Origin of the sequence: Acinetobacter sp. YH01020 (genome assembly GCF_013420275.1) — a bacterium.
GTDB classification, from domain to species: Bacteria; Pseudomonadota; Gammaproteobacteria; order Pseudomonadales; family Moraxellaceae; genus Acinetobacter; species Acinetobacter amyesii.
This window is the reverse complement of the sequence record NZ_VOYN01000006.1, coordinates 1-23,937: the sequence shown is the minus strand read 5'-3', so window position 1 is coordinate 23,937 and position 23,937 is coordinate 1. Positions and strand designations below refer to the sequence as shown.

Sequence of the window (23,937 nt, the reverse complement as noted above, 5' to 3'; positions counted from 1 at the left end):
CCAAAACCCACATCGAACGCATGCAATCTGAAAAGCATGAACTTGATACTAAGCTCAACGCCTTAAATACATTTTTAGCTAAGCTTGGTACAGATCAAGCGCCACTTTTGACCGATGAGCAAGTAAACAGTTTGGAGCTTCAGGCGGAAGCTATGGAGCAGTACTCTAATATTTTAGGTTCTCGAATCGAATATGATCAAGAATATTTAAGTGCTTTAGGTGGTTAATCCAACACCCAACAAACCGCATTCTAAAAGCCCTCAAGCTAATCAAAACTTGAGGGCTTTTTTTTATGACAACTACAAGAGTATCTATCTGTAATGAAGCGTTGAGCATGATCGGTGCTAAGACAATTCAATCCTTTGATGACAATACAGAGAACGCACGACGTTGTGCTTCTATCTATGATTCAAGTCGTCGTTCTTTATTACGTATGCACCCATGGTCATTTGCTAAGAAACGTGCACAGCTTGCCCCAGTTACGACACACCCAGCCTTTGGTTATAGCCATGCCTTCCCATTGCCTAAGGATTTTTTACGTGTGTATGACTCAGGGCGGCAAAATTATGAAATGGAAGGCCGCCATATTTTGGCGAATACAAGTCTGATCAACTTGGTTTATATCTGCGATGAAGATAACGAGGAGCTTTGGGATTCACTGTTTTCTGAATGCATGTCGCTATACATCGTAAATAAATTGGCAAAACCCATCACAGGCAGCAATGCCGAAGCTGACAGCGCGTGGCAAAAGCTGCAAAACATGCTGAAACAAGCGCGTGCAATCAATGGTCAGGAACGACCATCACAAGACTTTGCTGCTAATTATGATCCTAACTTAATGGGGGTACGCTACTAATGAAGCAGGTCATCACGAAAAATAACTTTAGTGCTGGGGAATTGGCACCAACACTGTATACGCGCACAGATATTCAGCAGTACAGCAATGGAGCTAAAACGCTTAAGAATGTGATTCCACTTGTCGAAGGTGGCGTACGCAAAAGACCGGGTACGCTGTATTTGTCGGATCAGTTGGGTGCAGTGCGACTCATTCCATTTGTAGTCAATTCAGATAATGCATTTTTAATAGTTTTTAAGCCGAACTTGGTTGAGATTATTAACCCAAAAACACTCGAAGTGCTTGCAAGTATTGTGTCGCCATATAGTGAGAATCAAATACACGATATACAGTTTGTACAGTATCGCTATGAAATGTATCTCACGCACAGCGAAGTGCCGGTGCACCGTCTTTTATGTGATACAAGCTTTGAAAACTGGCAGTTAAACCAATTTGTTTACACTCAGTTGCCGACGGATTCTGAGAATGCTCGATCTCCATTTCGTAAAGGAAAGCCATCAGGAAAGGATATTGGTGCATTAGTGTCTTTTACTCTTGATGCTTACAACAGCTGGTTAAGCACTCAAGCTTATCTATCTGGTGATGTGGTTACTTATAGCGGCAAGTATTATCAAGCGTTACGAGACAGTACCGATAAGCAACCTAATACAAGTGAGCTGTATTGGGCAGAGGTGTCTGTAAGTGCGGGGGCAACATTTACAGTTGCTGATATTGGTAATCTGATTGAAGTGAATGGCGGGATTATTAAGATCACCCAGTTCATTAATGCAAACCATGTAAATGGTGAAATTCTTAAGAAATTGGATGCAGACATTACTGCTATTGAACGTTCTTGGTCGATCTTGCCGCCTGCTTTTAGTGTAGAAAATGGCTACCCACGCTGCTGCACGTTCTTCAAACAACGCTTAGTTCTATCGAATACAAAAAAAGCACCGAATAAGGTGTGGTTTAGTGCGGTTGGGGGTAATGGTAACTTCCTAGAAACCACGGAAGATGGGGATGCATTCAGCATTGTGTCTGCGTCAGGCCTATCAAACAGTATTCTATTTTTAGAAGCTCAGCGCGGTGTTGTGTGCTTAACATCGGGCGGTGAGTACATGATTGATTCAGATGGGGCATTAACTCCGACAACAGTAAACATCAATGAGCACAGCGCATACGGTGCATACCCAGCCACCAGACCCGAACGTGTCGGCAATGAATTGTTATTTGTTCAGCGTGGCGGTGAGCGTGTCCGAGCATTAACGTATCGATATGAAGTTGACGGTCTGGTATCTCCAGAAGTTAGTTCGCTTTCTTCTCACATTGGTGAGCAGCACGGTGGTGTGAACGAAATCTCCTACATGCAAGAGCCTGAAAGCCTAGTTTGGTTGGTGCTGGGTGATGGCAAGGTGGCAACAATCACATTTAACCGTGATCAAGAAGTACTGGCATGGGCGCAGCATGACTTTAGTGGTGAAGTTATTAGCATGTGTTCTATTCCAACACACTTGGGTTCAGATAGAACATTTATGCTAGTAAATCGTTCTGGTGCTACGTGTCTTGAAGAAGTTTCTTTTGCTGCTTATGTGGATTCTCAGCACACAGTGACAGTGGAGAGTGGAGGTATTGAGAAGCCAACTCTACTCGAAGATGTTGCAATTTATCACCAAGATAATGACTTTATCTATCAAGTAGCCTTTGAAGGTAATGGTACTAAATTGAATGTTGGCGATGATCTAAATGGCAAAGGTATTAAGGTGGGTCTACCGATCCACTGTACTGTTGAGCTATTCCCACCTGAGTTAAATCAAGCGCCATTGTCCAGTATGCTGCATAAGGCAAAAGTAGATCGCACCGCATTCTTTTTTAACAATACGATTGCACCAGAACTAAACGGTGAAATGATTGAAATCTTCACCTATGACGATAACCCGCTTGCACCAAGGAAACCTAAAACTGGCTATCACTTAGAGGAAGGCGGATCATGGGAAGATCTTCATAGAATTCCTTTAGTAATAACACACAGCAAACCGCTACCGTTCCACTTGCAAGCTATCACTATGCAGTTGTCTATCAATGAGAAATAACAATGCAATTACGTGTAGCAAAAATACCCGATGTGACCGCCTTGGTTGCATTGGGGCAAGAATTTATAAGCGAAGCCCCTAACTATTCCAGTCGAAAATTTGATGCCAAGGCATTACAGCAAAATCTTGAAAGTGTGGTGAATGATCAAGGTGTGATTTTTGTTGTTGAGGATGGTAATAGGATTGCAGGCGGTATCGTTTGCTTAACAACAAAAGATTGGTTCAACGATGATGTTATTGCATTCGAACAAGTCTTTTATGTATCCCCTGAGTATAGATCTACACAAGCATCATTCTTACTGATAGATGCTTTCATTGCGTGGTCAAAAAACATGGGCGCAAGTCGTATCCAGTGTGGTACCACGACAGGAATTAATACACGTGGTTGCGTACGTCTGTACGAGCATTTTGGATTTAAGCAATACGGCACACTTTTGGATATGGAGCTATAAGCATGAGTGAAATTATTGATTCAGAAAAAATTAATTTACTGACTGAAATTTTAGGAAATGCTGAACGTCGATCATATATCGAAGTCGTTAAGAAAATTCAAAATCATATTATTGATGGAATTAAAGAAAATCAGATTGATGAGGTAACTCCACCAGTGGTCCACCACTTTGGTCCTGGTGTTTATATGCGTCAAATGGATGCTAAAGCAGGCACGTTGGTTATTAGCAAAATGCACAGCACAGAGCATTTCAATATTCTGCTTAAAGGCGCTGTGTCGCTCATCACTGAGGACGGCATTAAAACTGTTTATGCAGGGCAAGTAATGCTTTCGCAACCAGGTACAAAACGCATTGGTTATTTTCACGAAGATAGTTCTTGGCTGACGATCCACCCAACAGACGAAACCGATCCCGATGTTTTGGAAGATGAGCTGACTGTTCCTGAGGAAGAGATAGATAGCTATCTTGCACGTATCGGCTTTCAAGATAAGGAGTTTATTGCATGAGCATGGCGTATGTAGCGGCAGCAGCCGTAGTTGTGGGCACAGCAATTCAAGGTTATTCGAGCTATCAAAACAACAAGGCCGCTGGTGAACAGGCTGAAGCTGATGCAGAAGCTCAAAAAGCACGTGGACGTTTGGAAGCAGAGCGCATTCGCAAGGATAAAGAAAAAGCGCAGTCTATGGCACGTGCTGCACTTGCTGAAAATGGTCTTGATGTGAATGAAGGCACTTCATTGGTGATCAATGATGAGATTGAACAGGCAGCCAATTACGATGCAAACATGGCTGAAATTACAGGATACAACTCATCGCAACGATTAAAAGCGGAAGCCAGTCGATTTAAAAGTAATGCTAAAACCGCGGCAGCGGTTGGTGTTGCTGATACTTTTGCAGCCATGGGTAAATTTGCTGGGAAAAAGGATAAAGCCAATACTGATACAGCACTTACACAACAATCTCAACAAAGTCACAACTCAGGAGGATGGAAGTAATGGCTAGAATCCCAATGGGTAACTTTGGTAATGCTATGCCTCAAGTTGAGCGTATTCACTTACCTGAAGATCAAACAGGAAAGATGATTGCGGGTGCTTTGCAGAATATGTCGCAAGTTGCTGGACAGTATGCAGAAACCAAAGATAGACAACAGCGGCAGGCAGAAGCATCAGCAAAAGCTTTGGCTTTGCAAAATGACCAGATTGCTGCTCAAGAAGCAAAAGTAAAGCTTGATGATGTAATAACGACTGAAATGTCTGAGCAAATTACATTGTTGAAAAACGATGTATCGAATGGATCTAAAACAGCAGAAGTAGCCAACCAGTCTTTAAGAACGTGGTCTGATGTGCGTTACAAGGAATTAGAATCCGAATTACCAGGACATGCACAATCAAATTTAAAAACCTATTGGACAGAAAATATTAACCAACAGTCCTCTAGTTTTTTGCCTTTGCAATTGCGTGCAGATGCTCAAAAAGGCGTGGTTCTTGCTGATCGTTATGGAGAGATTGCCACACGCTATGACAGAGTAAAGGGCCGTGATTATCTGGAGTCAAATCTAACAACACTAAATTTATCAGAAGCTGATAAGCAGTCTCGACTTTACTCCTACGAGGGTGTGCGAGATCAATTAGAGATTGATGATCGAATCACCGTGGCGTTAGAGGGTAAAGATATTCAATCATTACAAGCCCTACAGACAGACTTAAATTCCAATAAGTTCGGTTATCTTGATGGAAAGCAAATCCAGCAAAACAAAGACCGTGTTTTAAGTCGGATTGACGCATTAAATACCCAGCTTAAGGCAGAAACCAATAAACGCAATTCAGAAGCGGGTAAATTCCTGAATGAATATAAAGCCAATGTATTAACTGGTCGTGCTCAAGACTCAGAATATGAGTCAAATATTGGATCATTAGTACAAGGCACAGAATACGAACAGGAGTTTCAATTTTATAAAGCGCAGTCGGTCAACATTCAAAAGTTTGCAAACTTGCTAACCAGTGAAATGCTTAAGCGTATTAACCAGCAAAAAGCCAATATGAAAAATACTGCTTCGGCTGATGCTGTCACAGAAGAAAAGCTGCTCGGTGTATTTGAGGGGCTGTATAAAGACAAACTTGAAACTGCGAAAAACAATCCAAATCAAATTGTGCGTGAAACTGGCTTACAGGTGCATAGCTTAAGCGGTGCTGAGCTTAAATCAAATCCGTCATCATGGGTGAGTAAGGCGGTTCAAAATGGTACGAGTCAGCTTGCTTTGAAAGATCCAAATGTAAAAGTACGGCCTATTTCTGCGGAGGATTTACCTGAAGCGAAAAAAGCGTTTGATAGTTTAAGTGTACAAGGCAAATTAGATTTTATTGCTCAGCTCCAATCACAGAGTAAAGGCCATGCAAATGCGGCAACCATTTGGGGTGCAACATTGGGTCAGTTGGGTGGTGGAGATCAAAACTATATTGCTGCAGGTTTAGCACGATCAAATGGATTTAAGTCTACAGATAACCGTGATTTAGCTACGTCTATTGTGAACGGCACACAATTACTAAAAAACAAGCAGCTCATCATGCCTAAAGAAGCAGATCTAAAAGCAGAGTTTAATGCGTATGTAGGTAATACCGTTTCAGGAACAACTGCGAATAATCTGTTTAATGTATTCAAAGCTATTTACGTCGACACGATGGATGCACGTGGTTATCAACATGCAAAGAGTGATGATTTGCCGAATAAGGAAATCCTTAAAACTGCGTTGAGTATGGCTACTGGTGGTGTTTATTCTCAGCGTGGCTCATTTAAAAACTATGCAGACGGCAAAGTCCAAGATTGGAAAGTATCTAAGCCATACGGTATGTCTGACGATTCTTTTGAAGATCGCTTAGATTCAGGCTATTCAGGCATTTCTAAAAGCACAGGTATTTCAGAATCAGACCTTAAATCATTACGTTTACGTCAATCAACAGTGCGAACTAAAAAAGGTGATATCCAATACGACTTGATCAATGAACGTGGTAAACCACTTGTTGTGAATGGCGTGCAGTGGCGGATCTACATGAACGGAGTGACTAAGTAATGGCGAATTGGATTTCAGAATTAAATGACGGTGAGCAACAGTCATTTGACGACATGAATGCAAAGGGTTTAACTGGTAAAGCTCCAAAAAAAGAACCTGGTCTATTTGATGGAATTGGTACGGCGGTACCGCGTGGTGTCGCAGCTGGTGCAATCAAAGTTTATGACACTGCTAAGAAACCCTTTGAGCGTGTTGCAGACCATTTGCAATATGCAATTGATGATGTACAAAACGGTGGATTAGATGGTGGACTTGATGTACGAGAGCCATCATTTACCGATGTGCATGAAGCCAAAAACAAAGATCGTCGGGATGCTTTGGTCAGTCAAATTGAAGATCTACAAGATGCACCAAATTCAGGTACAGCCGCCAATATCACTTTTGGCATTGCAGACGTTGCTACACGTGCATTAGGTGGCGGTGTGGTTGCTGGTCCTTTAGGTGCAGCCGCTGTAACAGGTGGTTCAGAGATGAACTATAGCCGCGAAGATTTGATCTCTAAGGGCGTGGACGAAGATACAGCAACTAAAGTAGCTGCTTTGGATGGTACGGTTGCTGCTGTTGCTACCGTATTGCCGATTTCATATGGCTTTAAGGGAACAGGTGGTGTGCTTAAGGATGGGCTTTTATCTGTCTTGAGTGCCAGTGGTGTATCACAAGGTGGGCAGTTTGTGAGTGGTCAGATACTTGAAGCGAATGACTATGAAAAACAAGCCAAAAAATATGAGGTCAATGCTGAGACCGTTACAACGGATATTCTTTTAAATACTTTATTTTTTGGTGCAGCACGTGGAGCAAGTGCATTTCTTGATAACAGCAAGGTCACAGCAGAGCAAAAGCAAGCTGCATTAGTATTGAATGAGCTTGAGTTTGATGATGCAGCCGCACCTGTGAAGCCAGCCAATGCAGTTCAAGCCAATAATCATTTAAAAAATATGGATAGTGCTACTGGTGATATTCGTGCCGGTCGTCCTGTACGAGTGCAACATGCTGTTGAAGGTGAGGAAAAGCGTAAGCCTGTTACGATCAATCCAAGTGAATACAAAAACATTCGCTATGATGATCCACGTTTAGATTCTGTATTGCATTCAAAAGCACAGCAAATGGATATGGAGTGGGCTGTTCCGCTTTTACTCTCAATTCGTCGTGCAGGTGAGAAGTCGCATAATAATCAGGTATCACCAAAAGGTGCGCAGTCCATTATGCAGATCATGCCAGAGACCAAGGCAGGGCTTGAGCGTAACTATAAAAAGAAATGGGATATCAATAATCCAGAACACGCTACAGAAATGGCTTTGTATCTTGTGAAGGAAATGTCAGAGCAGTACAAAACCAAAGATCCTTTAGTACTGGCGGCACATTACAACGGTGGTTTTGCAAATGGTAAAGCCATGCAGAAAAATGGTAAACCTAAGGCGCAAGAAACCATTAATTATGTGAATCGTGTAAGGGAATTTATCAATACTGGTAAATATAAAAATTACACTGGTAATAATATTACCACTGCCTATGGCTTGGATGGCTCAAGCTATGACATGGCTTTCGAGGTTAAATCACTTGGTGAACTAATTGCATCAAATGATACAGCCTATGGTGTAAACCCACTTTATCCAGCGGATCTACAACCACGTGACCGCACACGTGAAGCCAGTCGCCAACAAATTGAAAATATGGCCAACGATTTAAAGCCGCAGTTTTTGGGTGAATCTCCAAAGCTGTCAGATGGTGCGCCGATCATTGGTTTGGATAACGTGGTTGAGTCGGGCAACGGTCGAACCTTAGCAATTGCCAAAGCCTATGAATCAGGCAAAGCAGATGATTACCGTGCTTTCCTTGACCAATATGCAGCGGAGAAGGGTTGGGATATTTCAGGTATTGACCGTCCTGTCTTAGTGCGTACACGCTTAACAGACACAGACCGTGTGCAATTCACCAAGTTAGCCAATGAAGCGGATGTGGCGCAATACAGCGCATCTGAGCGAGCAGTAAGTGATATAGATCGTTTGCCCGATGCCTCAATGCTTAAAATCAATAACGACGGATCGATTAACCTTGATGGTTCAATGGATTATGTTCGCGGCTTTGTGAATGCTCTACCTGAATCAGAAAAACCCAATGTTCTAACTGATGATGGTCGCCTGTCTCAAACGGGTAAACAGCGCATTGAATCCGCAATTATGCAAAGTGCGTATGGTGATTCTAGGCTTGTAACGAGACTATATGAAAATATCGATGATGATAGTAAGACTGTATTGAATGCCTTGCTTCGTGCAGCTCCACAACTTGCTCAATTAGATGCATTGGTCAAACAAGGTGGTCGACATGCAAACACATTGTCTAAGGATTTGGCACAGGCGGCACAAAAGCTCAGTGATTTGAAAGCCAATGGTCAAAACGTACCTGATTATTTAAATCAAAATCAGCTCATCGATGACGGTTTAAGTGATGGTGCAAAGCAGTTTTTAAACGTGTTTGATACCAATAAACGCAGTGCTAAAGGCATTTCAGAAAATATTCAGTCTGAGATTGATCGAATCGAGGGGATGGGAGATCCGCGACAAGGTTCATTATTCGGTGATGGTCCAGAAGAATCTGCAGCTCTCGATATCATTATGCAAAACCCTGATCAGCATATCAGTGTGACTCGTTATGATCCTGACGGAAATCCTGAAGAAATCACAATGACTTTACGTGAACGTTTGGATGAACTGGAAGCAGAAGCGAAGCAGGCACAGCAAGATACTTTAGCGGCTCAGACTGCGATTAGTTGTGCTTTACAGTTTGGGGAATAGGTTTACCCAACAAACTTAATTGAAAACCATGCTCAGATGCTAAAAACATTTGAGCATTTTTTATGAAAGACCAATGCAAAGCAGCCGTAGCCAAAGCACTCGGCAAAGACTCATTAACGGCTCAAGAAGCCGCGAATATTGATCAACGTGTAATTGATGCTAAAAAAGCTATAGCACGCAAAGACATTCAAGCATGGCGTAATTTATCCGATGCTGAAAAGCTTACTAAAGCCGGTGAATTTGTCGCACAAGATATTCAGGCACAACTAAAACGAAAACATGCCATTGCAGCGCGTGACATTCTCACTCAGAACAAAAACCTTGCACAGCTTGACCATCCGACCTTATCTGCATCCGAAGTCGTGGACCGCATGGTTGCCCCGCATGGTGATATGTCCGGCATTCAGTCGATTGACTCCAAAGCACGTGCGACTGCAGCAATTTACCGTGGTGAGCTTGTGGACTTCTACACCAATGTTAAAGGAGGCCTGGGCGTATTCACTGACAAAGAATTAGTAATGAAAATTGTCCGTGAACGTTTTGGTGATAACACAGGCGACCCACTGGCAAAGCAGATTAGTGACAAGATGGGCGAAGTCTTTGAAGGTATGCGTCAGCGTTTTAACCGTTCAGGTGGTGATATTGGAAAGCTAGATGATTGGGGGTTACCACAAACCCACGATCTACAAAAAATACTTTTGGCAGGTAAGGAGGCGTGGGTAAATAAAGCTGAGCAGTTAATCAATACTGAAAAGTACGTTCATGAAGATGGTTCGTTTTATTCACAGCAAGAGATCCGTAGTCTGCTTGAATATTCATTCGATACGCTCACCAGTAATGGGGCAAATAAAACTGAAATAGGTCGGCAATCCTTTGGCGGTAATTCAAAAGTTACATCACGCCATAGTGAAAGTCGGGTACTGCATTTTAAGGATGCAGATGCATGGCTTGAGTATCAGTCAGATTTTGGTGGGATGCCGTTTGTAGACTTGGTTGAAGCGCATATTAATGGCCTGTCTAAAGATATCGCTTTGGTTGAAAACTTAGGCAGTAATCCAAAAAATGCCATGCGTATTTTAATGGATGCAGCTAATAAAAAAGACCGCGAAAAAGGATTGATTTTAAGTAAAGAAAACAAGACTCTTAACCGTGCTCAGACCATGTTTGATGAGTTTATGGGGGCTAATACACCCGAATCCGAAGTTCTTGCAAATATGGGCCTTGCATACCGATCTATGAACGTTGCTTCGATGCTAGGCGGTACAACGCTCTCATCGATCACGGATCAAGCCATGATTAAAAAAACAGCTTCGATTCATGGCATCGCCTACCGTAAAACTTTTGGCGAACTCATTTCTCAACTGAACCCTAAAAATAAAGAAGATCGCCAGCTTGCACACAGCTTAGGTCTAGCAACTGAGGAAATGTTAGGTTCGATTGCGCGTTGGTCAGATGATGGCCTGACTTCGGTAAGTGGCAAAAGTCAAAAGCTTGCACGTGTGTCCAGTGCCGTAGCTTCACAGGTAATGCGAGTATCTGGACTGAATGCACTGACAGCTGCTTCAAAAGTTGGCTTCACAAAAATGCTGATGGAAAAATATGGTCGTCTTAGTCGTGATAAGGCTTGGTCTGATCTCAGTGAAATGGATCGTGAACTGATGACTAAAACAGGACTCAGTGAACGAGCATGGGAAGTCATGCGTTTGGCTGAACCAGTTATCGATCGCAAGGGCAATCAGCTTATGTCTGCTCGTTCAATCTATGAAATACCTGATGAAAAACTAATAGCCTTTGGTGATCCTCAAAAAGTTAAAGATGAAATAGCCACTAGCTTTCAAGCGCATTTGTTGGATGAGCAAGGTATGGCAGTGGTTGAAGCTGGCTTACGTGAACGTACATGGATGAATGCAGGGCAAAAGAAAGGTACTGGCATGGGGGAAATTGTTAAGTCCATGCTGCAATTTAAATCATTCCCTGTGGCATTTCTTATGCGCCATGGTAGTCGTGCAATGAGCCAGCCTACCAAAATGAGCAAGGCTGGCTATGGAGCATCTATTTTTGGAATGACTTTGCTACTCGGGGCGCTGGTAATTCAACTTAAAGAACTTGCTAATGGTAATGACCCAGCAAATGTATGGAATGGTGAGAACCCTTACACCCTAGGATTCAATTCTAATTTTTTAGTGAAATCAGCCGTGCAAGGTGGTGGTTTATCTATTCTTGGTGACATTCTTGTGGCGGGTACTGATACCAGTGGGCGAAGTGCGACAGATTTTATGGTTGGCCCTTTCGGTTCTGATGTAAAAACGGCACTAGGCTTAACAGTTGGAAACCTGACACAGTACTATGAGGGCAAGGATACTAGCGCAGGCAATGAAGCATTCAAAGCTTTAAAAAATAAAATACCTGCACAAAACTTGTGGTACACCAAGGCAGTTGCTAATCGAATGATTTTTGATGAAATGCAAGATATGGTTGCACCCGGATACCGAGAAAAACTTTTGCGCAAAGCAGAACGACAACATGATCGTACGCGCTTTTGGGGTGATGATATTACTGATATTCAAGCGCCTGATTTTGAGCGAGTCATTCAATAAATAAAAAAAGGCTGCATTACGCAGCCTTCTTCTTTTGATTAACGACCACCTGGGCGACGGTCAGCAGCACGATCACCACAAGATGAACCGTCTTTAGCAGACTGCCAGCTATGATCGCATGAACCAGCAAAAGTCATTGTAGTAGGTAAAGCTAAAATAGCCGCAAGAATTAAAGTTTTCATAAATACCCCCTCGAATTGTTTGTAAAATTGCGCACAAATAATACATATAAATTAGTTGTTTATCCATCGCTAATTAATTTACCCAACAAAGCTAATCACGATCCCCTTTATAAGTTGCTTATAAGGGGGATTTTTTATGGCAGATGAAAATAAAGCTGGAAAGTTAAAGCCTGAAACTAAAGAGAAATTGGAGCTTAGTTTAGAAATGGCAGCTACTGATGCCGTTGATTTAGTGACAGAAGCTTATGGTAAAGATCTTTTTGATAAGGAAGGGCGTGGGGATAAAGTTTGGCTCTACAAAGGCGCAAAAGAAGCACTCACTTGCATGGAGAAATTAAAGCGCATTTTGAATGATGATGCACAAACGACTGGTAATACGGATGGGCGATCAATTTCACCTGAACAACAGGCTGCTAAGTTACTTGAATCTGTAACCAAGAAATTAGAAGAACGTAAGCAGCGACCTAGCTAATGTCATTTCACGTTCCGTTTGCCGCCTTTTTCCTGATCTATGCAGAGGCATTGGGATGGGACGTGCCTGACTTCCACTTAGATGTATGTGACTTCTTGGAAGACTATGGGCCTTTAGGCTTGTTGATGATGCCACGTGGTCATGGTAAATCAACCATGCTCGATATTTATAATGCTTGGAAACTATTCATAAATAAACAGCATTTAATTCTGCACCAAGGCGCAACAGATGGAGATGCATCTAAGTGTAGCCGTGGTACTCAACAAGTTATAGAAAAGCATCCACTTTGCCAATTATTAGGTGTACATAAAGCACGTGGCGAATTGCAAAAATGGTGGGTAAATGGATCTGAAGATGTGCGCCATGGTTCATTGCATGCGCGTGGAGTGCTTTCAAACGTGACTGGTGCACGTGCGAATGAGATTCAAAACGATGACGTGGAAATGCCAGCCAACATTGGAACACCAGAAGCGCGTGAAAAACTTCGCTATCGCTTATCTGAACAAACGCACATTCTCATACCAGGTGGACAAAAGCTGTTTGTAGGAACTCCCCACACACACGATTCACTTTATACACAAGTACAGAAACAAGGTGCAAAATGCATGATTTTAAAAATGTTCGAAAAAGAAAAACGCTATGAACATGTCAGTGAATGCCTAGTTGATTTTGAACCAATATATGTTTTTAGTGGTATTAGTCACACAGCTAAGTTGTTGAAGCCTGATGAAGATTATGCTGTTTACAAAATTGGCTCAACCTACAAAATCGTATTGAAAGAATCACATTATTTGATTGATCTATACAGTGAATCACTATGGCCACAACGTTTTACACCGAAAGTGATGGAAGAACGTCGTAGAGAATGCCGAACGCTTAATGAATGGGATTCACAGTACCAGATGCATGCCAAGCCAGTAGGTGAGGTGCGGCTTGATCCTGACAAGATGATTGTTTATGACTGTGAACCTGTGCTTAAACGAGCAAATGGCCAGTACATTATGATGCTGGGTGAACGTCAGATTATTGGTATTACATGCCGGTGGGACCCATCTAGCGGTAAAACCAAATCTGATATTTCATCGGTCGCATTGGTGCTACATGACGATTTTGGTAATAAGTATTGGCACAGATCTATAGCTCTAAAAGGCGAGGTAATTGAAACGGATCCAAGTGGCAATGTTACAGGCGGTCAAGTTTGGCAGCTTTGCGACCTGATTGAAGAATTCCACGTGCCACGCGTCGTGCTTGAGAATAATGGTATTGGTGGGTTTGCAGCTGCTTCACTTAAAGCGGCATTAAAGAAACGTGGCATTCGATGTGGTGTAACAGAGCATCACAGTGTTGGTGCCAAGAACAAACGCATATTAAGTGCAATCGAAGGGCCTTTAGTTTCAGGTTTGCTATGGGTGCATGCTTCAGTCGTCGATACACAAGAAGAAGGTGAGAACTCATCGCCACAATATAAAAAAATGCGTGCCTTTAACCCAGCTATCACCGATCAAGAAGATGATGAGCTAGATTCACTCGCTGGTGCAATCACGGATCAGCCTGAACGTGTCGGCAAAATACACAGAACTAATGAAGCCAATGAGCGCCCTAATTGGAGGACAAACGGTGGCATTGCAGAAGCCACTTTAGACTTTGATTAAAGGGGATTCTCATGGCGGTACAACCTCAAACGCCATTTAAAGAATATACAGCAAACGGTACTACTACAGTCTTTCCGCTTGATTTTGATTGTGAAAATAAAGATCACTTAATTGTGATGATTGACGATGCCGAAACTGATAATTCGACATGGTCATTAAATAATAAACAAGTGACGTTTAATGCAGCGCCAGAAAATGGCAAAAAGATTACGCTGCAGCGCAATACACCATATCGACGTGATCGTAACTATCAAGCTTATGACAATTCATTTCGGCCTGATCTAGTCAATAAGGATTTTGATTGGATCTGGTGGAAGCTTCAAGAGTTAGGCGTAGCTAATTGGTTAATGAAGCAATATGTCGACAAAAAAGATGATGAACTCAAAGCCTTCTTATTAGAAGAAATTAGAAAGCAAGGCGTAGCACTTGATCAGTTGGATGAATATTACAATTATCTAATGCAGCGACTTGCTCAGATCGCCGTAGACAAGGGATGGGACGCTTCTTTTGTTGTTGATGCAAGTGGCAAAACACAGCAAGAGATTAACAACTTTCAAAAAGAAAGATTTATATTTTTAGAGGATTTTGGTGCTGTAGAGGGTGGGGATAATACAACAGCGTTTAAGAATGCGCTACTGAAAGCAAAAGAGCTTGGCGGAGGTGTTGTCACAACCAACATTAAAAATCACTCAATTACTGGTCAAGTAATTTATTTTGACGATACGATTATCGATCTTAGAGGAGCTACCGTAAATACGTCTAGCAACTTCTGTAACGCACTATACAATTCGGCTAGAACTGAATATGCAGGTCATTATGGCGCAGAAGCTTATTACCGCTATCAGCAAGCATTGGACGCTGGTGTACCGTTCTCTAAGTTTGAGTACAGTTCTGCTCAAGGTGATCTTACTGTCCGTGTTCAAAATGCCGATGGGTTTGCCGTTGGCGACACAATCATGATTAACAACGGTTATTGTGATATGTGGCGAGTTATGGAAAGTGATGCAGCAACGAATGCGCACATCTGGAATAGAGATGATGTGCCATTGTGGAAATGCGAGTTTGCTGTTGTCAAAGAGGTAACTGGAAATACACTTGCGCTAGAGAGTAAACTTAAACACAATTACCCTTTAGTTCCAATAACAACAGGCATTTTTCTTAATGAAAACGCGCTTCCTGAATATGCTAACTGGAACACTCCGAATGTTATACGTTTAGGTGGGGCATCTAATGTTGTATTTAAGAATACCCATTTCAAGCGAGATGTAGCATCCCAGAACAAAATGCTACATGCCAGTCTAGCTTTAAATGTCAAATATGAAAATTGTTCGTTTGCTGGTCTGGGCTACGGTGCAGAGCTAACATCTTGTGTTGATAGTGCAATGATTAATTGCACATCAAAAACAGAGAAGTTTGGCTTGCAGATTCGCAGATCATACTTGTCTAAGTTTTTGAGTTGTAAGGGGCATTTATTAGGTAATGTTGACTCGTCTATCATTCTTTGGGAGGGGTGTCACGACTGTGTTGCTAGAGACATTAATACACAATCAGCAGATGGTATTACAGGCTCAAACATAGGGTTCTACATCAATACTTCATGGGATTGTCATGCAGAAAACATTACTGCAAATAATGCTGAGTCTGTAGTGGAGCTTAGTTTTTCGCATGATTGTACTATCCATGGCGTTTACGGTGACAACTCTACATATTTAGCAAGTGATTACTGCTCACGAAATAATGGGTATTTAAATATGCATCTTCGTAGCATCAAAGATAAGTCTGCTACAGTCGAAACCACTGGTTTGTTTTCCATCCGTTATGCAAATGATCTGAAGTATAGTGATGTGAAAGCCGAGGGCATTGGTAAAGTTTTAGTGATAAAATCTTTCGGTGTTTATTTTAAGGATATTACAGCCGATGGTTATGCTTTGCACGCTTACGATCAAGTATCAACTAGTTACAAGCCTGAGTTGGAATATTTGAAAACAACTGATTCTAGTTTTGATAGTGTTACATTCACAACACCCGACGAGAACATACACAATGACAGAACTGTCTCTCTTATTCGAGGGTTAATTCATAAATACGTCTACTTTGCAAACAAGGCGAACAGTAAGTTAATTGATGTTGATATTGAGGGTTTAGATACTGCAAGCGGATTGCAACTAAAGAACTCTCCGTACACAAGAGTCATACGCGGTTCTATCGGCGGTACTACGCAATCAATAGATTTTTTAGTCTGGGGTGCGCCAACAGTGGCTAGTAGTATGATTTATATTGAAAATACAGCGCTCACCGCACCAAACAAGTTCAAAGGGTACATTGATCTGTGGAATTATACAGAGTCAATGAGTCCACTTTGCAAGAATATTCAATATATATCAGACCTATCAAACTACCCTCAGATTGCATTATTTAGCAATAAAGGTGGTAACGGTAGCACAGTCTGGAGTCCTATGCCTGTTAGTCGAAACGATGTGACGTGGACATTTACAGAACGTCTGCAAAGTGCTGTGCATAGTGTAAATACAGAAAACAAATACATTGGAAAAACTGTGTTCAATGATGTAACTGGTAAATTTATGATGGCAACTGGAGGTACACCAACAGCGACGTGGGTTGCGACTGATAATTCAGCAAGCATAACCCCAGTATAACCAGAACCCTCGAAAGGGGTTTATTGTGGTAAAAGTTCTATTATCTGTAAAACTGATATAGAGCGAACCAATGCAGATTTTTAAAAATTTAGAGGAGCATATAGCATGATTGCTTAGTTCTTGATACCCAACAAACCACCACCAACCCTGATCTTTAATTAGATCAGGGTTTTTTAATGTCAAAAAATTGGGGGTAATAGTGAATGAGCCTAGTGCAGCATTGTGGAAAAAATTAAATGAAGTTTCAGATCGGCTGCAAAAAGTTTCTGAGCAGCTGATTGAAGCGAACGCAACAAATAAGGGGTATCACACAGCTCTAGATCAGCAGCGTGAAAAAGTTGAAGCGCTCGAACAGCAGAATCATATAAATCAAGGTGCAATTTCGATGCTTCGCTTTGGTATGGGATTCATACTAAGCGTGGCTTTAACAGGCGGTGCATGGACGATCAATTCGATCAATCAACTTAAGCAAGACATGGCTGTACTTCAAAGCCATAGGGAGGACAACAAGTGAAATTTATTTCAGACAACCCTTTGAAGTATTTATCTGTGAAGTGGCCTTTATGGGGTGCTTTTATTTTGGGTTTACTTCCTACTGCTTTACAGCAGGGTATAGATACGCAAGTGATACCAGTTGAATACCACGCAGTACTTTTATCAGTTATCTTGCCGATTCTGAGCTATTTCGGTAAAAAGAAATATCAACCTGAATTGCATCCCGAGCCAACATTATTGGGTTTCGCAAGCATGCCAGCAGATTCAATTACATTTGATGAAGCATTTCGTCGTTTGATCGGGCACGAAGGTGGATATAGTACTGATAAGCGTGATCCGGGTAACTGGACTGGCGGCAAGGTGGGCGCAGGTACACTGAAAGGTACTAAGTTTGGTTTAGCTGCAAATACTTATCCTAATCTTGATATTAAAAATTTGACTCTTGCTCAAGCAAAGCAAATTTATAAAAAAGATTGGTGGGATAAGCTCGGCGGTCACGGCCTACATTCAGCGATTACTTTTCAGCTTTGGGATTTCGCAATTAATGCAGGGAAAGTTCGAGCGATCAAAGAATTACAGCAAGTAGCTGGCGTAACTGCTGACGGTATTATTGGCCCTAAAACAATTGAAGCGGTGAATGCATTAGATCTTAATGATGTATTGCTCTCATTGACTGCTGAACGTTTGAAGTTCTACACATCACTTAGTAAATGGTCAACATACGGCAAAGGGTGGACGAATCGGGTAGCAGATAACTTGAAGTATGCGGCTCAGGATAATTAAAATAAAAGCCCTCACTTGAGGGCTTCTTTAAATCACTCATTAACTATCTCCACACCTTCCCAGAAATCACCCTTCTTTTTTGCCAAGAATATATTCGCATCCCGAACGCTCATGAAATACTTGGCCTTTTCGTAATCACTGGTCCAATGCCAGCCCGACTGATCAACAAAATTCACTTCTGATTATTCCCAATAATCAAGATCCTCTTCTTGTTTTACATAAGAGAGGTACTTTTTATTTTTCTTCATGACGATCATGTGTTGCTACCACTTCATTAGTAATACTTAGATTATATAATTTCAAAGTATTAAATTAGTACTTTTTGCTTATACTTAATCAGAGCAGATAATTAAATGTGTACAAGATTGTGTACATAAAAACTTATTTTAGAGTATTTTTTATAAATAAATATTTTAAATTAATGGTTTATTAAGCTATCCGTCCATATCGAAAATGATAGTCGGCTTTTCTGAGTAATTTGGCATATAAAGGTATTCTATGTTTAAAACAACAACAGCACCGCAAGACCCACTGATTTTGCAGTTGGTTCCCATTGTGACACAAGCTTGCGAAATTTTGCGAGAAGAATATCGGCGTTATTGCTCAGGTGCAGATTTTGATGTGGAACGTAAAAGTGATGATTCACCTGTAACGCAAGCTGACTATCGTGCAAATAGCTATATTACCCAAGCATTATCTAAAGTTTCTAGCTTGCCTGTATTGTCAGAGGAAGGTGACAAGTCTGAACGTATGCAATGGCAAAAATTTTGGCTGCTTGATCCTTTGGATGGTACCAAAGAGTTTTTACATAAAAGACCTGAATTTACCATTAATCTGAGTCTGGTTGAGGGGGCTAATACTACCTTTGCCATATTGGCGATCCCCGGGGAATACAGCGTATATATTTGTCCATTTGCGGGACTGCCGCTGAAATATGATAGCCAGTCAACCACATGGTATGAATATGTTCAAACCTCTGTAGAGAATGTCGTACACGTTGGCTTGAGTCAAAGTGCTAAAAATAAGCCGATTTATAAGGACTATCTAGACGCTTTAGAAAAACTTAGTCCTTATCAGGCATACCATGCTGGTAGTGCATATAAGTTTTGTATGATGTTAGAAGATCGAGTGGATATTTACCCGCGTTTTCATCCTACCTGTGAATGGGATACTAGTGCTGGACAATGTTTAATCGAGCGTATTGGTGGTGGATTGATTGATTTTAAAGGTCGCGCATTTCTATATAACCAACGCACGACTTTATTAAATGGTGGATTTATTGCATTTAAAAATGCCGAAATGAAAGAATTGGCCTTAAATGCTTTGGCAAACATGCCTGACAAAACTTGAGCTAAATCGGGTTCATGCTATAGTGTCAGCACACTCCATTAAATCTCCTGCATTTAAGAACTGTCAATTATGGCCCTAGATTTGCTCCCTCCTAGTATGCTGAAAGCAATAGACTTATTGCCGGATGAAAAGACGCCTGTAACATTGTTTACACGTCATTCCATTCGTGAAGTTGTACAAGGACAAGGCTTGGCCGGTTATGACTTGCAACTGACCCATCAAGGACGTGATTTAGCCGAAGCGTGGGGCAGCTATTTGGTTGAAAATACCGATCGTGTTATTCAGCACTGTATTTCGAGTCCAATTCAGCGCTGTGTGGATACGGCGGCATTGATGATTCAAGGTGCAGATAATGTCACGATTGAACCGAATACCCACCATATCGAGATCATTGAACAAGGATTATTGGTCGAGCCGGGAAGTTTTGTGCTCGATATAAAAAAAGCAGGACCATACTTTCAAAAGCAAGGTGCTTTAGGCTTTATCAATAGTTTTGTGAATAATGCTTTGCCGGGTATGAAACAACCCATTCATGGGGTAGTAGATGTATTGGAGTTGATTTACAACACTCATCCAACCAATGATTATGGGCTGAGTCTAGCGGTGAGTCATGACACGATTTTGGCTGCAATTCTTGCCATTATTTCAGGTAAAAATATCGTGACACGCGAAGACTGGCCGAAAATGATGGAAGGACTATTTGTTTGGTTTGAAGGAGATGTATTCCTTGAGTCAAAACTGAAATGGATCTGGCGTGGTGAACTAAATGAATTAAATATTCGTGAATTTCAGCAAGCTGAACAGCAACTTTAAGAAATTTTGCTAATAATAAAAAAATTAAAAAAGGCATCCATGTGCGGATGCCTTTTTTATCTGTTTCAGTATTTCATTATGTAAAAGATTAAATATTGGCTTTAATTCGTGCAGGGTACTGATTTAAATCAATACTTGAGCCGTCGTCACTATAAGGCCAGCGACTAGTATTGACAGGGAGATGTTGTTGGTGGATTCGACTGTATTTGTCTGCAGCAATCAATGTCGCAATGTCATGATCCTTAATGCTATACGCTTGTACGAGTTCAACTGGATATTGTGTGCGTTCAAAAAATTCAGCTTCTGTTTCCCCTTGATGCATTGCAAAAATACGTTCTACAGCTGGTAAGTACACGCCATATGCTAACCATGAATCTACGCCTTGAGAGGCTTGAATCTCAGCGGTTGATTTCATATTTGAAATGACTTTACCTAAAATGTCTTTTTCACCTTTCGATGTAAAATATTCAATATATTGATTTTCTGCTTCTGCAAATTTTTCTAATGATGGCAAAAATTGGTTAATCGACATTTTTATCCCTCTTTTCATTTGTACAGCAATGGCTGCCTAGGATGAAAATTAAAATACCATAAAAAATATATGGGATTAAACCATTTCTAAAAATTTTTATTTACAAAGTTTCTAAAAATATCCTGACAATTTTTGTCGGGAATATACGATTGTATTTAAAGGCCTACATCTTAATTTTAGTTGAAAAGTGAAGTACCTGTCACACCAATCGTGATTCAGACAATACTAAATATTTAGATTTTATTTGAATTGTTAAAAAGTGACAAAACACGGCAATTGAATAATTAAATAAAAGAAAATAGCATTAACTTTTTTATAAATTATTGATTTATATATTTTATATAAGTCTCTTTATTGGATTTTATTGTGGCTAATTGGGGAGTGGTAGTGAAAAGTGTGATAGGTTTTTCATATAACAAGTTATCAATTTGTATTGTGTCATTGATGTTAGTTGCTTGTGGCGGCGGAGGCGGTGGTGATAGTTCAAGTGGTTCTGCATCAACTTCAAGTTATCCAGAACCGACCCAAGACATAGTCGATGATACCAGTATTGGCTTTTATGACTACGATGCAAATGATGCTGTTCGTGAAATACGAAATGATTTAGTCGGCAACTTTTCAGCGCAAGTTCAATTTGGTCAAAGTCATGTCGTCGATCCGAATGCGAACGAAGCCAAGAAAATGCCACGGTTAACCAGTGAAAAAGAAGCGCTGCTTATCGTGACGCCAACACTTGATATGCAAAACATCAAGCAACTCAAAGTAGAAATCTATCAAAACAATCGCTTAATTCGTACCGCGACATTGGATGATCCGACGCAAATGCCTGTTTCAGACCAGAGTGGGCAAAGAGGTCGTCCAGATGTTTGGTACAGTAAACGCGCGTGGACCACGAAACTCAATTGGGATGAAGTTAAACCCGGTCTAAGATTAAAATTTATCGATGCAAATAAAGTCAGCGGTGAATTGGCTGAGGATAAAATCGATTTTGCTGCACCAGGGGAATTGGTTTTAAATAATATCCGTGTTGGTATGTTGGCAGATAAGCCAAATTCTACTGGCCACTATATGCTACTAGAGCCTGAAAAAGCGGGCACAGATTATTTCCAAACCATTCCTGCAGCAGAAATGACGGTTGCACAATATGATGATATTCAGTTAACACGTGCAATGGTATCTTCAGGTGTTATTTATGACAGTAAAAGTGCCGGAGATGGTGGTGTTTATGCAGGAGACATGCGCGAGGATGTCGGTAAATCAACCTTTAGTGTTGGTATAAACCTTGCTAACTGGGGTATTACTAGTGCATCTATGGCCAACCAAAGTCAGCCACAATTAACCCAAACAGTAGTTGTCCATCATACGAAGGGGAACTATGCCAATGGTGTGCATACTCATGGACTGAGTGGTGGTAATGGCATGCTGATACTTTATGATTCTGTAGGGAATGAATTTAGCCATGAAATTGGCCATCACTATGGTTTAGGACATTACCCTGGTCAGGTAGGTGACAATCTATTTTGGGCTGCACATCATGCGGACAGTGGATGGGGTTATATTGCTAACCGTCATATGATGCGCGGAAATCTATCATGGACGGCGACATGGAAGTGGGATGGAGCGAATGGTATCCCAAATTTTAAAAATTTGTTTCCGTACGGAAAAGATGCCATGTCCGGCGGGTATCCTGATAGTAATGTATCACGCTACACACACTATACGGGTTACAGCACATTCCTGAAAATTCAACCGCACTTTGACCGTTATGTCTGGGATGAAACATCACCTACCGGCTACAAAAAGTGGAATAAAACCACTCGTGAAATGGAAGTCGCTCAACCGAAGATGCCAAATTCGACGGCTCCGGTTTGGTATAACGCAGATCAAAATTATCCACGACCACGAGTATTTGGTCAGCCTGTCATTACCATTTTAGGGGGCTATGATCCTGTCAATCAAGTCGGTTTGTTATATCCTGCGGCACGTTCAAACTGGGGTAATGTTTATGATTTAACGGCGGCCAATACGGCCTTAGACCAAGCTGCATGTTGGTTGAATGTGCAATACACGAATAAAGTCAACAATATTGCTTTAGCACCTGTACGACTAGGTAGTAATGCCAATAAACTGCATGTCAATTTAGCTTTGGCAGATCAACCACAGAAGGTCAATTTATACTGTAAAAAAGCAGGTGAAGAAGCCAAATTATTAGCAAATATTGATATTCCAGTTTACAGCACAGCGATCAAGCCGGCCGTCAAAATTGGACGTCAGCATGGTTATAGTGCTTTGCGTGCTATCGAACTTCCTCAATTAGAAAGTGCTTTGGAAGCGCAAGCTGCAAATGCTGTTGTTGCTCTTAATCCAACTGAAAAAATGCTGTATGAGTCATATAAAAATGACAAGTCATTGATGAATAGTGTGGCGCGTCAGCAATTAACCCGTTATGAGTCGCAACAAAACACAGCATACCGACTAAATCGTTGGATGAATGTGTATGCACAAGACCTAACCAATCAAGTTCCTGAGGCACAAAGCGCACTCGACGCATTTATGACAAAGCTTTCAGTATCTCAGGAAGGTTTGTTTGATCAGGCAACATTGATCAAAAATGGTAATAACTGTTTGAAAGCAGAAACATTAACCGATGGAAAATTAAACTTATATATTAGTGGTCCAAGCGGATGTACTGCGGACGAATCGGAACAGTGGGTATATGATGCGATTGGTCGGATACACAGCAAGTCAAATCCAGATCAATGCATAACAGGCAACGGTGGTTCAGCTAAAGTGACGCTAGAACGCTGCATGTTAAACCAAACCAACCAAATTTGGACCATGGACCCTGCGACTACAACGATTCGTCAAAGTGGTCAATGTATGGATTTAAATACGGGACGTTTGCAAAATAACCGTGCGGATTTAATTCGATATAGCTGTACCAATGGTGGCAATCAACGTTGGACAAATTTGACAGCAAGCCAAAACTTATTATGGACATATTTATCAGCGACGAATATGAAACTGATTAATAAATAGGGCCTGTTGACATTTGTTGATTAAAAAAATAGCGAGATAGTAAAATTAAATCGCCAAACCCAATTTTACACTCGCTATGCCTCGAACAATGCTAAATGATCAACACTGGTCCAAGTTACTTGCTATTTTC

19 protein-coding genes are annotated in these 23,937 nt (G+C 41.2%); 17 read left to right on the top strand and 2 right to left on the bottom strand.

The window, feature by feature from the left end; translation table 11 throughout:
* The first annotated feature begins 11 nt into the window (after positions 1–11).
* From FTT85_RS18930 to FTT85_RS03800, 9 genes are all read left to right on the top strand, one after another.
* Positions 12–227 carry a hypothetical protein gene (locus tag FTT85_RS18930; RefSeq protein ID WP_373886877.1) on the top strand — a complete coding sequence of 72 codons (216 nt, stop codon included), beginning with the start codon at positions 12–14 and terminating at the stop codon, positions 225–227.
* A gap of 65 nt (positions 228–292) precedes the next feature.
* Positions 293–856 (top strand): hypothetical protein, encoded by a 564-nt coding sequence (locus FTT85_RS03835; RefSeq protein WP_180182922.1) that lies wholly within the window; start codon positions 293–295, stop codon positions 854–856.
* Positions 856–2,925, top strand: a complete 2,070-nt coding sequence (locus tag FTT85_RS03830; RefSeq protein ID WP_180182921.1) for a carbohydrate-binding protein — start codon at positions 856–858, stop codon at positions 2,923–2,925. Before FTT85_RS03835 ends, FTT85_RS03830 begins: the two co-directional genes overlap by 1 nt.
* Before the next feature lie 2 nt (positions 2,926–2,927).
* On the top strand, positions 2,928–3,377 hold the full coding sequence (locus tag FTT85_RS03825; protein ID WP_180182920.1) for a GNAT family N-acetyltransferase: 450 nt from the start codon (positions 2,928–2,930) through the stop codon (positions 3,375–3,377).
* 2 nt (positions 3,378–3,379) lie between these two features.
* Positions 3,380–3,883 (top strand): hypothetical protein, encoded by a 504-nt coding sequence (locus FTT85_RS03820; RefSeq protein WP_180182919.1) that lies wholly within the window; start codon positions 3,380–3,382, stop codon positions 3,881–3,883.
* Positions 3,880–4,371 (top strand): hypothetical protein, encoded by a 492-nt coding sequence (locus tag FTT85_RS03815; RefSeq protein WP_180182918.1) that lies wholly within the window; start codon positions 3,880–3,882, stop codon positions 4,369–4,371. Before FTT85_RS03820 ends, FTT85_RS03815 begins: the two co-directional genes overlap by 4 nt.
* Positions 4,371–6,443, top strand: coding sequence for a methyl-coenzyme M reductase (locus tag FTT85_RS03810; protein ID WP_180182917.1), 2,073 nt, complete (start codon positions 4,371–4,373; stop codon positions 6,441–6,443). Before FTT85_RS03815 ends, FTT85_RS03810 begins: the two co-directional genes overlap by 1 nt.
* Positions 6,443–9,235: a transglycosylase SLT domain-containing protein gene (locus FTT85_RS03805; protein ID WP_180182916.1), complete on the top strand. Its 2,793-nt coding sequence runs from the start codon at positions 6,443–6,445 to the stop codon at positions 9,233–9,235. Before FTT85_RS03810 ends, FTT85_RS03805 begins: the two co-directional genes overlap by 1 nt.
* 62 nt (positions 9,236–9,297) lie before the next feature.
* On the top strand, positions 9,298–11,832 hold the full coding sequence (locus tag FTT85_RS03800) for a hypothetical protein (RefSeq protein WP_180182915.1): 2,535 nt from the start codon (positions 9,298–9,300) through the stop codon (positions 11,830–11,832).
* Positions 11,833–11,870: 38 nt separating this feature from the next.
* Here FTT85_RS03800 and FTT85_RS03795 read toward each other — a convergent pair whose 3' ends face one another.
* Positions 11,871–12,014, bottom strand: a complete 144-nt coding sequence (locus FTT85_RS03795) for a hypothetical protein (RefSeq protein WP_180182914.1) — start codon at positions 12,012–12,014, stop codon at positions 11,871–11,873.
* Positions 12,015–12,150: 136 nt separating this feature from the next.
* Here FTT85_RS03795 and FTT85_RS03790 point away from each other — a divergent pair, with 136 nt between their 5' ends.
* The 7 genes from FTT85_RS03790 (at position 12,151) to FTT85_RS03760 (ending at position 20,236) form a co-directional block, all read left to right on the top strand.
* Positions 12,151–12,486, top strand: coding sequence for a hypothetical protein (locus FTT85_RS03790; RefSeq protein WP_180182913.1), 336 nt, complete (start codon positions 12,151–12,153; stop codon positions 12,484–12,486).
* A complete protein-coding gene (gene terL, locus FTT85_RS03785; protein WP_180182912.1) occupies positions 12,486–14,138 on the top strand; it encodes a phage terminase large subunit in 1,653 nt (550 codons plus the stop codon). The genes FTT85_RS03790 and terL overlap by 1 nt, the downstream gene beginning before the upstream one ends.
* A gap of 11 nt (positions 14,139–14,149) precedes the next feature.
* Positions 14,150–16,795 (top strand): hypothetical protein, encoded by a 2,646-nt coding sequence (locus tag FTT85_RS03780; RefSeq protein ID WP_180182911.1) that lies wholly within the window; start codon positions 14,150–14,152, stop codon positions 16,793–16,795.
* Positions 16,796–16,994: 199 nt separating this feature from the next.
* Positions 16,995–17,309, top strand: coding sequence for a hypothetical protein (locus FTT85_RS03775; RefSeq protein WP_180182910.1), 315 nt, complete (start codon positions 16,995–16,997; stop codon positions 17,307–17,309).
* 248 nt (positions 17,310–17,557) lie between these two features.
* Positions 17,558–18,073: a glycosyl hydrolase 108 family protein gene (locus tag FTT85_RS03770; protein WP_180182965.1), complete on the top strand. Its 516-nt coding sequence runs from the start codon at positions 17,558–17,560 to the stop codon at positions 18,071–18,073.
* A 498-nt stretch (positions 18,074–18,571) separates the two neighbouring features.
* On the top strand, positions 18,572–19,423 hold the full coding sequence (locus tag FTT85_RS03765) for a 3'(2'),5'-bisphosphate nucleotidase CysQ (protein WP_180182909.1): 852 nt from the start codon (positions 18,572–18,574) through the stop codon (positions 19,421–19,423).
* Positions 19,424–19,492: 69 nt separating this feature from the next.
* Positions 19,493–20,236 (top strand): histidine phosphatase family protein, encoded by a 744-nt coding sequence (locus FTT85_RS03760; protein ID WP_078188709.1) that lies wholly within the window; start codon positions 19,493–19,495, stop codon positions 20,234–20,236.
* An 88-nt stretch (positions 20,237–20,324) separates the two neighbouring features.
* On the opposite strand, the gene FTT85_RS03755 is transcribed toward FTT85_RS03760, so the two are convergent.
* Entirely contained in the window at positions 20,325–20,768 is a 444-nt protein-coding gene (locus FTT85_RS03755) for a hypothetical protein (RefSeq protein WP_180182908.1), read from the bottom strand.
* Between the two features lie 444 nt (positions 20,769–21,212).
* Here FTT85_RS03755 and FTT85_RS03750 point away from each other — a divergent pair, with 444 nt between their 5' ends.
* Complete coding sequence (locus tag FTT85_RS03750; RefSeq protein ID WP_180182964.1) at positions 21,213–23,807, top strand: M66 family metalloprotease; 2,595 nt, start codon at positions 21,213–21,215, stop codon at positions 23,805–23,807.
* Positions 23,808–23,937 lie beyond the last annotated feature (130 nt).

Coding starts and splice junctions, on each gene's coding strand:
- FTT85_RS03835 (WP_180182922.1), top strand. CDS start 293: ATGACAACTACAAGAGTATCTATCTGTAATGAAGCGTTGAGCATGATC.
- FTT85_RS03830 (WP_180182921.1), top strand. CDS start 856: ATGAAGCAGGTCATCACGAAAAATAACTTTAGTGCTGGGGAATTGGCA.
- FTT85_RS03825 (WP_180182920.1), top strand. CDS start 2,928: ATGCAATTACGTGTAGCAAAAATACCCGATGTGACCGCCTTGGTTGCA.
- FTT85_RS03820 (WP_180182919.1), top strand. CDS start 3,380: ATGAGTGAAATTATTGATTCAGAAAAAATTAATTTACTGACTGAAATT.
- FTT85_RS03815 (WP_180182918.1), top strand. CDS start 3,880: ATGAGCATGGCGTATGTAGCGGCAGCAGCCGTAGTTGTGGGCACAGCA.
- FTT85_RS03810 (WP_180182917.1), top strand. CDS start 4,371: ATGGCTAGAATCCCAATGGGTAACTTTGGTAATGCTATGCCTCAAGTT.
- FTT85_RS03805 (WP_180182916.1), top strand. CDS start 6,443: ATGGCGAATTGGATTTCAGAATTAAATGACGGTGAGCAACAGTCATTT.
- FTT85_RS03800 (WP_180182915.1), top strand. CDS start 9,298: ATGAAAGACCAATGCAAAGCAGCCGTAGCCAAAGCACTCGGCAAAGAC.
- FTT85_RS03795 (WP_180182914.1), bottom strand. CDS start 12,014: ATGAAAACTTTAATTCTTGCGGCTATTTTAGCTTTACCTACTACAATG.
- FTT85_RS03790 (WP_180182913.1), top strand. CDS start 12,151: ATGGCAGATGAAAATAAAGCTGGAAAGTTAAAGCCTGAAACTAAAGAG.
- terL (WP_180182912.1), top strand. CDS start 12,486: ATGTCATTTCACGTTCCGTTTGCCGCCTTTTTCCTGATCTATGCAGAG.
- FTT85_RS03780 (WP_180182911.1), top strand. CDS start 14,150: ATGGCGGTACAACCTCAAACGCCATTTAAAGAATATACAGCAAACGGT.
- FTT85_RS03765 (WP_180182909.1), top strand. CDS start 18,572: ATGTTTAAAACAACAACAGCACCGCAAGACCCACTGATTTTGCAGTTG.
- FTT85_RS03760 (WP_078188709.1), top strand. CDS start 19,493: ATGGCCCTAGATTTGCTCCCTCCTAGTATGCTGAAAGCAATAGACTTA.
- FTT85_RS03755 (WP_180182908.1), bottom strand. CDS start 20,768: ATGTCGATTAACCAATTTTTGCCATCATTAGAAAAATTTGCAGAAGCA.
- FTT85_RS03750 (WP_180182964.1), top strand. CDS start 21,213: ATGTTAGTTGCTTGTGGCGGCGGAGGCGGTGGTGATAGTTCAAGTGGT.